This window comes from Desulfobaculum xiamenense (genome assembly GCF_011927665.1).
GTDB lineage: Bacteria > Desulfobacterota > Desulfovibrionia > Desulfovibrionales > Desulfovibrionaceae > Desulfobaculum > Desulfobaculum xiamenense.
The window spans coordinates 123,555-139,291 of record NZ_JAATJA010000003.1; the positions used below are offsets into that span (position 1 = coordinate 123,555).

The window sequence follows — 15,737 nt, forward strand, 5'->3', positions numbered from 1 at the left end:
AAAAAAACACTCCCGATCAAAGAGAGGTCATTTTCCCATGCGACAACGTTTCTCGCATCGACTGCTTTCCGTTGTTGTACTCGCAGCACCGCTGCTCCTTCTCCTCTGCGGCACCGCGCTTGCCGCCGATTCCAGCCTCGGCCCCGCCAACGCCAAGCACTACGGCTTCTGGACCCTCATTCCGCCGGTGGTGGCCATCGTTCTGGCCTTCGTGACCAAGAACGTCATCTTTTCCCTGTTTCTGGGAGTGTTTTCCGGCTGCTTCATGCTTGAGGCCAAAGGCTTCAACATCTACAACGGGTTCGTGCACGGCTTCCTGCGCCTGTCCCACGAGGTGCTGACCTCTCTGGCCGATCCGTGGAACGCGGGCATCGTGCTCCAGTGTCTGACCATCGGCGGCATGATCGCGCTCATCTCCAAGATGGGCGGCGCCAAGGCCATCGCCGAGGCACTGGCCAAAAAGGCCAACAGCCCCCGCAGCTCGCAGTTCGTGACGTGGGTGCTCGGCATCCTCATCTTCTTCGACGACTACGCCAACTCGCTGACCGTCGGCCCCATCATGCGCCCGGTCACCGACAAGATGAAGGTGTCGCGCGAGAAGCTGGCCTTCATCATCGACGCCACCGCCGCCCCCATCGCGGGCATCGCGCTCATCTCCACGTGGGTGGCCTACGAGATCGGCCTCATTCGTGACGGCTTCGCCTCCGTGGGCATCACCACCAACGCCTATGGCGCGTTCGTGGAGACCATTCCCTACCGCTTCTACAACATCTTCGTACTGTTCTTCATCGTGGCGACCATCTGGTTCCTGCGCGAGTTCGGCCCGATGGCCACCGCCGAGCGCCGCGCCCGCACCACGGGCAAGGTCATCGACGACAACGCCAAGCCCATGGTCGCCGACGAGGCCACCGGTCTGGAGCCCGACCCCAGCGTCGTCCCCAGCATCTGGTACGCCATCATCCCCATCGGTACGCTCATCGCGGCGGCGTTCCTCGGCTTCTATTTCAACGGCCGCACCGGCATCCTCGGCGGCGACGACGCCACGCTCATCGCCCTGATCAAGGAATCGCCCCTGTGCTTCACCTCCATCCGCGAATGCTTCGGCGCGTCCGACGCCTCGGTGGTTCTGTTCCAGGCCGCGCTCATCGCGGGCATGGTGGCCATCGTCATGGGCATCGCCAAGGGCATCTTCAAGCTGGAGCAGGCGCTGTCCATCTGGGTGCAGGGCGTGAAGTCGCTCAACATCACCGCCGTCATCCTGCTTCTTGCCTGGTCGCTGTCGGCCATCATCAAGGAGCTGGGCACGGCCACCTATCTGGTGCAGGTGCTCTCCGACGCCATCCCGGCCTTCCTGCTCTCGTCGATCATCTTCGTGCTCGGCTCGCTCATTTCCTTCGCCACGGGCACGTCCTACGGCACCATGGGCATCCTGATGCCGCTGGCCATTCCGCTGGCCTACGCCATCAACCCCGACCACGGCTACGTGATCATGAACGTGGGCGCGGTGCTCACCGGCGCCATCTTCGGTGACCACTGCTCCCCCATCTCGGACACGACCATCCTGTCCTCCATGGGTTCGGCCTGCGACCACATCGACCATGTGCGCACCCAGCTGGTCTACGCGCTGACCGTGGCCTGCGTGACCGTGCTCTTCGGCTACATCCCGGCAGGTCTCGGCATGCCCGTCCTGCTGGTGCTGCCCATGGGCATCGCGGCCATCGCGCTCACCGTACGCATCTTCGGCAAGCCCGTGGACGCCTAGTCCGCCGCGCCAGCCAACGACCGCAAGGGCCGCTCCGGAAACGGAGCGGCCCTTTTCGTTGCGCAAAACGCTTCGCCACGCAGATTCTGGCCCGGACCTTGCTGTCATGCACGGGAACGACAGTATCCGGAATTTTTTTCCGCACACATATTTTCGCACCCGTATTTCGGCATACGACAAGGAGAGTCGACCATGGCCATTTCAGGCGTCTACAACAGCCTTACGGATCAGATGAACATCAAGCTGAAGCAGGACGAGAACGAGGAGGCGCGTGCCCGCCAACGCAAGGGCGACGAGCCGAAGGACCTCGACGACGTCACCTTCTCCAGCATGGGCGACCGCCTCTCGACCATGGTCCGCAAGGCTCCCATGAGCAACGTGCTGGACGGTATGGACACGCAGATGAACGAACTGAAGGACCGCTTCCTCGAAACCGTGCGCAAAGGCCTGCGAGCCAAGGGCATCGACGACGACGACGGAAAATTTTCCCTGTCGAAGGACAAGGACGGCAATTTCGTGGTGAGCGGCGACTACGCCCACGCCGATGTGGTGGAGCAGATGCTCAAGGACGACCCCAAGCTCGCCAAGGCCTACGATCAGATCGCCGAAATGTCCGAACTGACGCGCAAGGTGCAGTACAACCCCAGCGTGATGCGTGCCCGCACAGGCCTTGCCGCCTACATGAGCATGGCCGACGACGGCATGTTCGGCGCGTCCTTCCAGATGTTGATCTCCGGCTCCAGCATGAACACGTTCTGGATGTAGCGCGGTGGCGGTCCGTGGCCACGCCCGGACCGCCGCGCGTTCCGCCCTTGCCTTGCGGCCCGGGCGGCCTGTAGACTCGGTCCCCGAACCATCCCAACGCCAATCGGCAGGACCGACATGACACGACGACTCATCATCCGCACCCTTGCGGCCATCCTTGCGCTCCTCGCAACACTCCCCACCCGGACAGCCCTCGCTGCGGCACTGCCGGACACGCTCCTCGAAGCCTTCGCGAAATACACCACGGGCGACGAACGCGGCTACGACGTGGTACGCCCCGTGGACGCCCCCGCCTTCATCTCGCCGGAAGATGCATCCCTCGTGCTGGAACGCGAGGAAATCGTCCTTGTCGAGGAAGGCCGCGGCGACGCCCCGGCACGCATCTATCCCCGCCGCATCCTCGTCCATCACGAAGTCATCAACGTAGCCGACGGCGAAGACCTGCGCAGCGTGACCTACTGCCCCTTCACGGGAAGCGTGGTGGGCTACGCCACACGCGTCAACGGACAGCCCACCACCCTCGGCACCACCCAGCAGTTCCTCAACTCCAATCGCCTGCTCTACGACCGCGCAACGGGCAGCCGCTGGCCGCAACTGCTCGGTCAGGCCATCTCCGGCCCGGCCAAGGGGCAGGAGCTCGAACGCTTTCCGCTGCTGTGGACAACATGGGAACGCGCGCGCCGCGCCTTCCCGAACGCCGTGGTCCTCGCCCGGCCACGCTCGCGCACGGCCGCCGTCAACTACTCGCGCGATCCCTACGGCTCCTACCAGCGTAGCGGCACCTACTACGACACAGGCGGCTCGTACTTCCCGCTCATGCATACCGACACGCGCGTGCACCCCAAGGAACGCGTCATCGGCATCCTCGACGGCGGCGCGGCGCTGGCCGTTTCCCGCGAGGCGGTGAAGCGGCTCGGGGTTGGCACCATCGAATACGGCATGAATCCGGTGGTCGTGTTCCATGATCCGGACCTCAACATCCCGCGCGCCTACCTCGCCACGGTGAACGACACCGTGCTGAACATGGTCGATCGCAACGGCGACATCATGGACGAACAAACGCATTCGCGCTGGACCGTAAGCGGCGAGGCCATCGAGGGCCGGCTGCGCGGAACGCGGCTTATTCCCGTGCTCGGCACGGACTGCATGTGGTTCGCGTGGAAGGCCTTCCACCCGCAGACGCAATACTGGAACGGCGACTTCCTCCCCACCTACTGAAATGGACGACGAACGCCGGAACACATCCGACGCATTGCGCAATCACCCGCAAGCATATACCATCCCGACAATGGAAACATTCGCGACAGACGCGCCACATGGGGCGCAAGGCCCACAGCCCCCCATCCGCTGCGTCATCTTCGACTTCGACGGAACCCTCGCGCGCACGTCCATCGACTTCGGGAAAATGAAGGACGACATCACGCGCATCGTGCGCGGCTTTCTGCCCGATCACCCCGCCCCCGGCACGACTCCGGCGCTGGAATGGGCACATGACGCGGCCATGCGCCTCGACGCCGGGGACTCCCCACTTGGCGAGCTGCTACGCACCTGCGTCGCCGCCGCCATCCGGCACATCGAAATGGACGCGGCATCACGCGGAGAACCCTTCGCCTTCACCCGCCCCATGCTCTCACAACTGCGCGGGCGTGGCGTGGGCGTGGCCATCATTACCCGCAACTGTACCGAGGCGGTGGAAACGGTCCTGCCCGATGCCCGAAGCCTCGCAGACGTGCTCCTCTCGCGCGACGACGTGCGCAACGTGAAGCCGCATCCCGAGCACGCCCTCGCGGCCATGGCAGCACTGGGCGCGCTTCCGGCCCACACCATCGTGGTGGGAGATCATCCCCTCGACATCGAAACGGGCCAGCGCGCGGGCACGGCAACCGCAGGCGTGCTCACCGGCAACGCCAGCCGCGAGCAGTTCCTCGCCTGCGGAGCAGACCTGATCGCCAACGACGCGGCGGCGCTCATCGAAACCCTCGCCCGGGACGGCCGACTGGCGACGCATCCCGGCACACTGCGCCACTGCGGATGACGCGGATTCTACTGGACAAACGACATCACGGATCGGAGATGTGCTCATGAGTTTCACCCTGTGGTTCACCGGCCTTTCCGGAGCGGGCAAATCCACGCTGGCCCGCAACAGCTATTTCGAGTTGAAGAGCCGGGGACTCGCGGCCGAACTGCTCGATGGCGACCTCATCCGTACCAACTTCAGTTCGGAATTAGGCTTCACCCGGCGCGACCGCGATATCAACATCCGCCGCATCGGCTTCATCTGCCATCTGCTGAACCGCAACGGCATCATCTGCGTGGTGGCGGCCATTTCTCCCTACGCCGAGGCCCGCGCCCAGAACCGCGAACTGCTGGGGCGCTACGTCGAGGTCTTCTGCCGCTGCCCGCTGGAGGTGGCCGAGGGCCGCGACGTCAAGGGGCTCTACGCCCGCGCCCGCAAAGGCGAAATCCCCAACTTCACCGGCATATCCGATCCCTACGAGGCACCCCTCGCCCCGGAGATCGTCGCGGACACGGCAAACACGGGCATCAACGACTGCCTGTGCTCGGTACTCGGGTGGCTGGAGCGCAACTCCTACATCCCCGAAGCCGACTCCTGCCCGCGCACCTCGTTCTCGCTCAATGACGAACGCGAATGGCGCTCGCGCCTCATCCGCCTCGGCTACGCGAAAGGATTGGACTGACCCCACGCGGCACGCAACACTTCACCACGTCCAAGAAACCAGGAAACTGTCATGACGAAAATCGCCCTCATCACTGGCATCACGGGGCAGGACGGCGCATACCTCGCCGAATACCTGCTGGAAAAGGGATACGAAGTCCACGGCATCAAGCGCAGGGCCTCGCTCTTCAACACCGACCGCGTGGACCATCTCTATCAGGACCCGCACGTCACCGGCCGCCGCTTCATCCTCCACTACGGCGACATGACGGATTCCACCAACCTCATCCGCATCGTGCAGGCCGTCCAGCCGGACGAAATCTACAACCTCGCGGCCCAGAGCCACGTGGCGGTGTCCTTCGAGACGCCCGAGTACACGGCGGATTCTGTGGCCCTCGGCCCGCTGCGCCTGCTTGAGGCCATCCGCATCCTCGGTCTGGAGCGCAAAACACGCTTCTATCAGGCCTCCACGTCGGAGATGTTCGGCAAGGTGGCCGAGACCCCGCAGCGCGAAACCACGCCCTTCTACCCGCGCTCCCCCTACGGGGCGGCCAAGCTCTACGCCTACTGGATCACGGTGAACTACCGCGAGGCCTACGGCATCCATGCCTGCAACGGCATCCTCTTCAACCATGAGTCCCCCATCCGTGGCGAGACCTTCGTCACCCGCAAGATCACGCGCGCCATGGCCCGCATCAGCCTCGGGCTTCAGGACTGCCTGTACCTCGGCAACCTCTCGGCCAAGCGGGACTGGGGCCATGCGCGGGACTACGTGCGGATGATGTGGCTCATGCTCCAGCAGGACGAGCCGGACGACTACGTCGTGGCCACGGGCCGTCAGTACACCGTGCGCCACGTGGTGGAACTTGCCGCCGAGGCCACGGGCATACACCTTCGCTGGGAAGGATCCGGCGCGCAGGAGAAGGGCATAGACACGAACACAGGAGAGACACTCGTGGCCGTGGACCCGCGCTACTTCCGCCCAACCGAAGTGGAGACGCTCCTTGGCGACCCCACCAAGGCGCGCGAAAAACTCGGCTGGGAGCCGCGAATCACGCTGGAGGACATGGTGCAGGAAATGATCGCGGCGGATCTCGCCGACGCTAGGCGCGACGACCTGTGCCGCAAGGAAGGCTTCCGCATCCTCAACCACCACGAGTAATCACGGCGCGGGAACGATGCGGAACAACCCGGCCGCGCCAAAGGCCAATGTCTCCACCGGCAGGCAGACGAGGCCGGACTCCCGCGCCAGACCGGGCACCCCGTCGCGACGCACGAAGTCCCCGTAGAGGGCGAAATGCCTTGCCCCGGCCGCCCGCTCCACAAGGGCGGCCGCATGTCGCGCGGCATGGGCGACAGGTCCGGCAACCTCGGCAAGATGGTCCGCCACGAGAAAGCATCCGCCCCGCGCCAGCACCCGCACGCATTCGCCGAGCATGGCCAGCCGGACGGCCTGCTCTTTCTCGTGCAGCGCAAAGCAGACCACCACCGCGTCGAAGGCCGCATCCTCGAAGGGCAAGAGCGCCGCGTCGCCCCGAACCAGCGCGACCTGTGGCGGGCAGGCCCGTCGCGCCACCCCTAGCATGGCCGAGGAAAGATCCACCCCTGCGCCCACGAATCCCGCCTCGTGAAGCATTCGCAACTGCCAGCCTGTTCCGCAACACACGTCGAGCACCCGCCGCGCTCCAACCCCACGCAGATGCCGCACAATGCCCCGCCGCACACCGCGAAGTAGCCCAGCGGTGAACGGATCATACCAGCGGGCAATGGCCCCGTATTCGTCATACGCACGCATTCCCGCCACTCCCCAGATCGTTTCCGCCCCACATGAGCCGGACAGACGCTTCACGCTTGCGCACCGCAAAAAAAGATTGACGCTTGTCCAAGGCATAAATAACCAACGTACTAATACAAATTATTGGAGGGTCAATGCTCACTATCCTACGCGCGTTCCTGGTAGCGCTCGCTTGCTTCTCGCTTGCGGCCTGCGCCACTGTATCCAAACCCGAGGTCCATAAGACGGAAGGCTCTGCCCCTGTCGCCAGCCCCGCAATCGAAGCAGCCAAAACGAAGCAGCACACAGGCCTCAAGCGCAAGGTCGCCCTCGCGCGTTTTTCCAATGAAACCCGCTTCGGGCAGAGCTTCTTCGTCGACAAGAACAACGACCGCATAGGCAAACAGGCGCTCGACATCCTGAGTTCCAAGCTCATGGAAACCGAAAAATTCATCATGCTGGAGCGCGCCGACCTGGACAAGATCAACGCGGAGCTCGCCCTTGGTCAGGCCTCCGCCCTGCACAACATGGCTGACTACCTTATCGTCGGCTCCATCACGGGCTTCGGCCGCCGCGACGGCGGAAAGGTCGGCATCTTCAGCCGCACCAAAGAACAAGTCGCCTTCGCCAAGGTGCACATCCGCCTCATCGACGTGCACACCGGCGAAATCATCTATTCCGAGGAAGGCGAAGGCGAAGCGTCGTCCGAAGCTGGCAGCGTGCTCGGCATCGGCGCTCGCGCGGGATACGACGCCACGCTCAACGACAAGGCCATCGAGGCCGCGATCACCAACCTGTCGTCCAACATCATCGAAAACCTGCTCGACAAGCCGTGGCGGGGCTACATCCTCGGCCATGAGGACGGACAGTACATCATCAGCGGCGGCGCATCGCAGGGCATCAAAGCCGGAGACGTCTTCGACGTGATGCGCGAAGGGAAAAAAATCAATAATCCCCAGACGAACATGGTCATCACGCTTCCGGGCAAAAAGGTCGCCAGCCTGCGCGTAACGGCCAGCACCGGTGATTCCCCGACCAACGAGGTTTCATTCTGCGAAGCTATCGAAGGTGCGCTCCCGGGCAAGTCCGACTTCGCCAACTGCTACATTCAGGAACACATCTAGGGAGCTCCCATGAACAGAATACTCCTCATTATCACAATGGCCGCCATTTGTGCGACCATGCTGCTGGCGGGCTGCGGATACCGAGAAGGCGTCACCATGAAGGACAAGACCGCCTACATCCAGTTCTCCGGAACCACGAAGAACTGCGTCGCCACCGTTGACGATGGCGTCCCCTTCGCCCTTGAGGGCTCATTCTACACCGACGATCAGGGTCGACGCCACAAGAGAGGCCCCGTGCTCTACGAAGTGCTCCCCGGCAAGCACCGGGTGCGTGTCGAACGCGACGGCTCACTCGTCCTCGACCGCACACTCCTGCTTGGCAACCAGATGACCAAGGAAATCATACTGCCGTGATAATGCGCATCCTCCCCCTCATTCTACTGGCGGGTGCACTTGTCGGATGTCAAAAAACGGTCAAACCCATGTACTACTGGGGCCAGTATTCCGAAACGTCTTACTGCTGCGCTAAGGAACCCTGCGACCAGAGCACGCAGGCGCATCTGGGCGAACTCCAACGCATCATCGAAAAATCAGGGGAAATGGCCCTGCCCGTCCCCCCCGGAGTCTATGCCGAATACGGATTCTGCCTGTTCAGGCAGGGCGATGCACAGGGCGCGGTGAAGCTCTTCGAGCAGGAAAAGGCACTCTATCCCGAGTCCACAGTCTTCATGGACCGGCTCATCAACGCCGCCAAACAGCGGGACGACACGAAGAACGAAGCGGATAGCGGCAAAGGCTCCGGCGACGTGGCCGCCACGGCCCCGACCCAGACGCCCCCGTCGAAGGCCGAAACGGCCTCCACGCCCGACACACCGTCACACGTCAACTAACTCGCGAGGCGCAACGATGCTCATCCGCAAACACACACTGGCACTCGTCGTCCTCGCAACGCTCGTGCTTCAGGGCTGCGCCACCGGGCCCCAGTTCGTCACCAAGCAGGAGCGTTTCCCGCTCATGTACGAGGAGGAGCCGCTGTCCATCCTCGTGCTGCCCCCGATGAACCAGTCCACGGCCGCCGACGCCAAGGACTACTACTCCACAACCATTCAGGAACCGCTGTCACTGCTCGGCTACTACACATACCCCGTGCCAGTGACCAACGAAATCCTCAAGATGGAAGGCGTATACGACACGGAAATGCTCTACGGCCTGCCGCTTGAGAAATTCCGCGAGTATTTCGGCGCGGACGCGGTGCTCTATACCACCATCACCCAATGGGACACCGCCTATTTCGTGCTTGGGTCCAACCTCACCGTGGCGTTCACGGCGGAAATCAAGTCTACGAAGACCAACCGCACCATCTGGGACTATTCGGGCACCATCGTCGTGGACCTTTCCGGCGGCAACAGTGGTGGCTCACCGCTCGGCCTCGTGGTGCAGATCGTGGCCACGGCGGTCAAGACCGCAGTCGCGGACTACGTTCCCTATGCCCGCACGGTGAACACGTGCGTCTTCTCGGCCCTCCCCGTCGGGAAATACAGAGCCGAACACATGCAGGACCAGCAGGCCCTCGTGCTGCCCAAGGGGCAAAGCGCGCAGATATACCTCCAGCAATAGTCTGTTCTCGCATCTTCAGGGAGGGGGCGTGCACGCCCCCTCCTCTTGCTCCATCCCACCGTCATCACGCGATAATCCCCGCCACACACCACTTTTCGCACCAGCATCGTTCCATCATCGCCGCCGATGCGCTATGATGGACGAATGCCGAAAACCATTGGCGCATCCCTTGTCCGCACTGCCGTAAGCGGCTTTCTGGTCCTCATGGGATACAGCGCGTGTCCGCATGCCGCAGCATACGGATTCACGCTCGAAATCCCACCAGTGGACTGCGCGCGAACAGGCTGCGTCATCCAGAACTACGTGGATCAGGACCCGAGTCCGGACTACCGCGACTACGCCTGCGGCAGGCTGTCCTACGACGGCTCGTCCGGCACGGACTTCCGCCTGCCCAATCTCGCTGACATGCAGCGCGGGGTGGAGGTCTACGCCAGCGCGCCCGGCACGGTGCGTGCCGTGCGCGACGGCATGGCCGACGTCAACTTCCGCGACATCGGCATCGAAGCCCTCAAGGGCCGCTACGCCGGGAATTCCGTGGTCATCGACCACGGCGACGGCTGGGAGACGCAATACAGCCACCTGCGGCGCGACTCCGTGCGCGTGCAGCCGGGACAGACGGTCCGCACGGGGGAAGTGCTCGGCCTCGTCGGCATGTCGGGCCTCACCGAATTCCCGCACGTCGAGATTGCCGTGCGCCACCACGGGGACATCGTGGACCCCTTCACCGGGCACACCCACCACACACAATGCGACGCCACCCGCAATCCGCTCTGGAGCCAGCAGGCCCTCGACCATCTGCGCTACATCCCGACCGGCCTTCTCGGTGCGGCCTTCACCGCCTCCGTCCCCACGGCGGGCACGGTCCGCGATGGCGGCCACCGCGCCGAAACCCTGCCGCCTTCGGCCCCGGCCATCGTCTTCTGGTGCGACATGTTCGGCCTGCTGGACGGCGACATGGTGGAGGTGCGCCTGACCGGTCCCGACGGAAAACTGCTGGCGCGTGGTACCAGAGCCATCGACCACTCCAAGGCCCAGTATTTCCTCTATGTCGGCAAGCGCCGCAAGGCCGCTCCATGGAAGCCGGGCGACTACACGGGAACCTGCCGCGTCTCCAGAAAGGACACCGGCGGCACGCGTGTGGCACTCGACATCGTCCGCACCCTCGTCGTCCGCTAACGGCCACGAGTCAGTGCCTTTCCTTTCCCGCCAGCACGCGGAACTAATCTGTTGCCAGCGCAAATATCTTTCCGTAAAGTTTTCGGTCCTGGGGGTTTGCGCCCGGTTTCCGCCACGGCGGGACTGGCGGCCTGAAACGCTTAGGGGTAAGACCGTTTCAGGCGCTTAGTAAACCGACACCAGATCTCAAAGCGCATAGGAGAGGATTCATGGACAACGGAAAGATCGGCACGCGCATCAAGAATTTTAGGGAACGCAAGGGCTGGAGCATCGACGAACTGGCGCAGCGCGCCAAGCTCGACGCCTCCTTCGTTGACGCCGTCGAGAGCGGAAGCGTGAAACCCGCCCTCGGCATGATGGTAAAGCTCGCCCGCGCCCTCGGAACCAGACTTGGGACTTTCATGGACGACGAATTGACCACCGACCCCCTCATCGTGCGCCTAGCCGACCGCAAGGAAGAAACCGTTGCCCACGCCAGCGGCAAGAACTCGCCCGACATGGTCTACTATCATCTCGGACGCGGCAAAGCCGACCGCTCCATGGAGCCCTTCTTCATCAGGCTGGAGCCTTCCGCCGACGAACCCAAGCTCTCCTCCCATGAAGGTGAGGAGTTCATCGTGGTCGTCTCCGGCGAGGTACAGCTCGTGTACGGCAACGAAACACACGTGCTCGGCCCCGGCGACAGCATGTACTACAACTCCGTGGTTCCGCACTTCGTCGGCGCGCATGGCGCGTCCGAGGCGGAAATCTATGCCGTTGTGTACGTCCCAGCCTAACCATGAAGGAGGACCCGTGGATCAGGACTTCGTTCGCCACATAACCCTCGGCCAGATTCTGGACGAGACGGTTTCGAAATATCCCGATAGGGAAGCGCTCATTTATGTGGACCGCGACTTCCGCCTCACATGGCGGGAGTTCGGCGAACTCGTGGACAGGCTGGCGCGGGGTCTCATGGCCCTTGGCATCAAGCGCGGCGAAAAGGTCGCCGTGTGGGCGACCAACGTCCCCTACTGGGTGACGTTGCAATTCGCCACGGCCAAGATCGGCGCCATCCTGCTCACCGTGAACACCAGCTACAAGGTCAGCGAGCTGGAGTACCTGCTCAAGCAGTCCGGCGCGGAGACCATCTTCGTCATGGACGGCTTCTACGACACCGACTACGTGCTCACCATGCACGATCTGGTGCCCGAGCTGCGCGAGCAGGAGCGCGGACATCTCAAGTCCGAACGCTTCCCGGCGCTCAAGCGCGTGGCCTATCTCGGCCCGCAGAAGCACCGTGGCATGTACTCCGTGCCCGAGATCCTCGGCCTCGCCGCCACCGTTTCCGACGAGGAATACGCGGCCCGGCAGGCCAGCCTCGAACCCGACGACGTCGTGAACATGCAGTACACCTCGGGAACCACCGGCTTCCCCAAGGGCGTCATGCTCACGCACAAGAGCATCGGCAACAACGGCTTCTGGATCGGCGAGAATCAGGGCTTCACCGAGAACGACAGGCTGTGCCTGCCCGTACCGCTGTTCCACTGCTTCGGCTGCGTGCTCGGCGTGCTGGCCGCCGTCACCCACGGCACCACGCTGGTCATCCTCGAAAAGTTCGACCCGGTCATGGTCATGAGAAGCGTGGAGCAGGAGCGCTGCACTGCGCTCTACGGCGTGCCCACCATGTTCATCGCCGTGCTCCAGCACGACCTCTTCCCGAGGTTCGACTTCTCCAGCCTGCGCACCGGCATCATGGCCGGTTCCCCGTGCCCGGTGCACGTCATGAAGCAAGTGATGGAGAAGATGTTCATGAAGGACATCACCATCTGCTACGGCCTCACCGAGGCTAGCCCCGTCATGACCCAGACCCGCATGCACGACGACATCCGCCGCCGCACCGAAACCGTGGGCAAGGCCATGCCCGGCGTGGAGGTCCGCATCGTGGACCCCGAGACCGGCGAGGAATGCCCGCATGGCGTGCAGGGCGAGGTATGCTGCCGTGGCTATCTGGTCATGAAGGGCTACCACGAGATGCCCGAGGCCACCGCCCGCGCCATCGACATTGACGGCTGGCTGCACTCTGGCGACCTCGGCGTGATGGACGACGAAGGCTACGTCTCCATCACCGGCCGCCTGAAGGACATGATCATCCGTGGCGGAGAAAACATCTATCCCCGCGAGATCGAGGAATTCCTCTACACCATGGACGGCGTGCGGGACGTGCAGGTCGCCGGCGTACCGAGCAGGAAGTACGGCGAGGAAGTCGCCGCGTTCATCCTGCTTCAGGACGACGTGACCATGCAGCCCGAGGACGTGCAGGACTTCTGCCGCGGCAAGATCGCGTGGCACAAGGTTCCGCGCTATATCGTCTTCCTCGACAAGTATCCCATGACGGCGAGCGGTAAGATCCAGAAGTACAAGCTTCGGGAGATCGCCGCCGAGATGTGGCCCGACGCCTAACGGCGCGAATGCGCGGCGACCGTGGGGGGAGCCGCGCAGCCACGATGAAGTCCCGCCCCTGCGCGGGCGCTAGGGCGGAGTGTCCGTCCCGGCAGGTCAGCAAGGAGAACGACCCGATGCAGAAAATGGAAAAGGCGTACAAGGAAATCGCGCCACGCCTGCGGGGTCTGCGCGATGCGCTCGACATGAGCGTCGCGGATCTCGCAGCCAAGGTCGGCGTGGACGAAGCCACCGTGGCCGGATACGAATCCGGCACCATCGAAATCCCGGTGAGCTTTCTCTTCAACGTCGCGCAGGCCTGTGGCGTGGACCTCACGGTGCTGCTCTCCGGCGGAGACGCGCACCTGACCTCCTACTCTCTGGTCAAGGCGGGCGAAGGCCTCGCGGTGGAACGCCGCAAGGACTACGACTACAAGAGCCTCGCCTACCGCTTCACCGGCCGCAAGATGGAACCCTTCCGGGTCCGCGTTCCCGCCAAGGAAGCGGGCGAAACGCATTTCGCCACCCATCCCGGACAGGAATTCATCTACATGCTCTCCGGACGTCTGGAGATCAACCTCGACGGCAACACCGTGGTTCTCGAACCCGGCGACAGCCTCTACTTCGGCTCCCAGACTCCCCACTCGCTCCGAGGCCTCGACGGCAACGAAGCGGAATTCCTCGACGTCATTATCTAGGCGTTTCGCCGCGCACGGCGAAACGCCCCCCACACCCGACGTCACGAATGGATTCCGTTTCCCATAGCCACCAATATTGAGGTTTCAGGCACCATGACAAAGCTGACCGCACGATCCTACGACGAGTTTCTAAAGAGCTTCCGTCTGGAAGTTCCCGAGCACTTCAACTTCGCCTACGACGTCCTCGACACCATCGCCAAGGACGATCCCCGGCGCAAGGCCATCATCCACGTCGGTCCCGACGGCGTCCGCCGCGAGTACGACTTCGACTGGCTGGCCCGCTCGTCCGCCCGCCTCGCCAACGCGCTCGCCGAACGCGGCGTCCGCAAAGGCGACAGGATCATGCTCATTCTCTTCCGCCGCATCGAGTTCTGGGTCACCATGATGGCCCTGCATCGTCTCGGCGCGGTGGCCATCCCCTCGCCCCACCTGCTCACGGTGAAGGACATCGCCTACCGCGTGCAGGCAGGGCACGTTCGCGGTTGCATCTGCGAAGACTCCGTGGCGCACACCGTCCACGAGGCCCGCGAGCAGTGCTCGGACTTCGATCTGCTCATCCAGTGCGGACCGGGCCAGATGCTCCCCGGCTGGCAGCACTTCGACCACATCTGCGCCACCGCCGCAGACAGCTTCCCCCGCCCGGCCGACTACGCGGGCGGCAACGATCCGTTGCTCATCTTCTTCTCCTCCGGAACCACCGGGAACCCGAAGATGGTCGAGCATCGTCACACTTACGCCATCGGCCACTACATCACCGGCACCTACTGGCACAACCTCGAACCCGGCGACGTCCACCTCACAGTGGCCGACACCGGCTGGGGCAAGGCCGTATGGGGCAAGATGTACGGTCAGTGGATGGCCGGTGCCACCGTCTTCGTCTACGACTTCCGTGGCAAATTCGACCCCGCGGCGCTCCTGTCCGTCATGGCCCACGAGGGCGTGACCACCTTCTGCGCGCCGCCCACGGTCTACCGCTTCCTCATCCGGCAGGACCTCTCGAAGTACGATCTATCAAAGCTTCGCTACTGCACCACCGCAGGCGAGCTGCTCAACACCAGCGTCTTCGACGACTGGAAGAAGGCCACCGGTCTCTCCATCCGCGAGGGCTACGGCCAGACCGAAACCACGCTCCAGATTGCCACGTTCTCGTTCATGGAGCCGAAACCCGGTTCCATCGGCAAGCCCGTGCCCGGCTGGGACATCGTGCTCCTCGATCACGACGGCAATCCCTGCTCCACCGGCGAGGAAGGCGAAATCTGCGTACGCCTGCGCGATGACGCCCCCGTCATCGGCCTGTTCAACGAATACGTCGACGAACCGGAAAAGACCGCCGCGGCCAAGTGCAACGGCTTCTACCACACCGGCGACAAGGCGTGGATGGACGAGGACGGCTACTTCTGGTTCCTCGGCCGCGTGGACGACCTCATCAAGAGCTCCGGCTACCGCATCGGACCCTTCGAGGTCGAAAGCGCCCTCATCTCGCATCCCGCCGTGGTCGAGGCCGCAGTGACCGGCGTTCCGGACCCCGTGCGCGGACAGGCCGTCAAGGCCACCATCGTCCTCTCGCACGACGTCGAAGGCACGCCCGAACTGGCCAAGGAGCTCCAGAACCACGTCAAGAAGGTCACCGCGCCCTACAAGTACCCGCGCATCATCGAATTCGTCGATGAACTGCCGAAGACCATCTCCGGCAAGATCAAGCGCGCCGAGATCCGCAAACGCGACTTGCAGGCCGCAGACTAGACCCGCTGTCCACTCATGCACAAAAAGCGGCGCGAAACGTGTT

General features: G+C 63.5%; 16 protein-coding genes. 15 read left to right on the forward strand and 1 reads right to left on the reverse strand.

What is annotated here, in order from left to right; all coding sequences use genetic code 11:
• Window positions 1–37 precede the first annotated feature (37 nt).
• From GGQ74_RS13410 to gmd, 6 genes are all read left to right on the forward strand, one after another.
• Window positions 38–1,762: a Na+/H+ antiporter NhaC family protein gene (locus tag GGQ74_RS13410; protein ID WP_167942102.1), complete on the forward strand. Its 1,725-nt coding sequence runs from the start codon at window positions 38–40 to the stop codon at window positions 1,760–1,762.
• A gap of 192 nt (window positions 1,763–1,954) precedes the next feature.
• Complete coding sequence (locus tag GGQ74_RS13415; RefSeq protein WP_167942103.1) at window positions 1,955–2,527, forward strand: hypothetical protein; 573 nt, start codon at window positions 1,955–1,957, stop codon at window positions 2,525–2,527.
• Between the two features lie 117 nt (window positions 2,528–2,644).
• Complete coding sequence (locus GGQ74_RS13420) at window positions 2,645–3,745, forward strand: DUF3179 domain-containing protein (RefSeq protein WP_167942104.1); 1,101 nt, start codon at window positions 2,645–2,647, stop codon at window positions 3,743–3,745.
• 70 nt (window positions 3,746–3,815) lie between these two features.
• A complete protein-coding gene (locus GGQ74_RS13425) occupies window positions 3,816–4,562 on the forward strand; it encodes an HAD family hydrolase (protein WP_167942105.1) in 747 nt (248 codons plus the stop codon).
• A gap of 46 nt (window positions 4,563–4,608) precedes the next feature.
• Complete coding sequence (gene cysC / locus GGQ74_RS13430) at window positions 4,609–5,226, forward strand: adenylyl-sulfate kinase (protein WP_167942106.1); 618 nt, start codon at window positions 4,609–4,611, stop codon at window positions 5,224–5,226.
• Between the two features lie 51 nt (window positions 5,227–5,277).
• Window positions 5,278–6,366 carry a GDP-mannose 4,6-dehydratase gene (gene gmd, locus GGQ74_RS13435; RefSeq protein ID WP_167942107.1) on the forward strand — a complete coding sequence of 363 codons (1,089 nt, stop codon included), beginning with the start codon at window positions 5,278–5,280 and terminating at the stop codon, window positions 6,364–6,366.
• On the opposite strand, the gene GGQ74_RS13440 is transcribed toward gmd, so the two are convergent.
• Complete coding sequence (locus GGQ74_RS13440) at window positions 6,367–6,999, reverse strand: class I SAM-dependent methyltransferase (RefSeq protein WP_167942108.1); 633 nt, start codon at window positions 6,997–6,999, stop codon at window positions 6,367–6,369.
• Window positions 7,000–7,133: 134 nt separating this feature from the next.
• Between GGQ74_RS13440 and GGQ74_RS13445 the strand changes: the two genes are divergently transcribed.
• From GGQ74_RS13445 to GGQ74_RS13485, 9 genes are all read left to right on the forward strand, one after another.
• Entirely contained in the window at window positions 7,134–8,102 is a 969-nt protein-coding gene (locus tag GGQ74_RS13445) for a CsgG/HfaB family protein (RefSeq protein WP_167942109.1), read from the forward strand.
• Window positions 8,103–8,111: 9 nt separating this feature from the next.
• Complete coding sequence (locus GGQ74_RS13450) at window positions 8,112–8,456, forward strand: hypothetical protein (protein ID WP_167942110.1); 345 nt, start codon at window positions 8,112–8,114, stop codon at window positions 8,454–8,456.
• Between the two features lie 68 nt (window positions 8,457–8,524).
• Window positions 8,525–8,932: a DUF4810 domain-containing protein gene (locus GGQ74_RS13455; protein ID WP_167942111.1), complete on the forward strand. Its 408-nt coding sequence runs from the start codon at window positions 8,525–8,527 to the stop codon at window positions 8,930–8,932.
• A gap of 16 nt (window positions 8,933–8,948) precedes the next feature.
• The gene (locus GGQ74_RS13460; protein WP_167942112.1) at window positions 8,949–9,659 is read left to right on the forward strand and encodes a GNA1162 family protein; all 711 of its coding nucleotides are present in this window, start codon (window positions 8,949–8,951) and stop codon (window positions 9,657–9,659) included.
• Between the two features lie 144 nt (window positions 9,660–9,803).
• Window positions 9,804–10,835, forward strand: a complete 1,032-nt coding sequence (locus GGQ74_RS13465) for a M23 family metallopeptidase (RefSeq protein WP_167942113.1) — start codon at window positions 9,804–9,806, stop codon at window positions 10,833–10,835.
• A gap of 209 nt (window positions 10,836–11,044) precedes the next feature.
• Entirely contained in the window at window positions 11,045–11,611 is a 567-nt protein-coding gene (locus GGQ74_RS13470) for an XRE family transcriptional regulator (protein WP_167942114.1), read from the forward strand.
• Window positions 11,586–13,274: an AMP-binding protein gene (locus GGQ74_RS13475; protein ID WP_209280205.1), complete on the forward strand. Its 1,689-nt coding sequence runs from the start codon at window positions 11,586–11,588 to the stop codon at window positions 13,272–13,274. The genes GGQ74_RS13470 and GGQ74_RS13475 overlap by 26 nt, the downstream gene beginning before the upstream one ends.
• Before the next feature lie 116 nt (window positions 13,275–13,390).
• Entirely contained in the window at window positions 13,391–13,951 is a 561-nt protein-coding gene (locus GGQ74_RS13480; RefSeq protein ID WP_167942116.1) for a helix-turn-helix domain-containing protein, read from the forward strand.
• Between the two features lie 93 nt (window positions 13,952–14,044).
• A complete protein-coding gene (locus tag GGQ74_RS13485) occupies window positions 14,045–15,694 on the forward strand; it encodes an AMP-binding protein (RefSeq protein ID WP_167942117.1) in 1,650 nt (549 codons plus the stop codon).
• Window positions 15,695–15,737 lie beyond the last annotated feature (43 nt).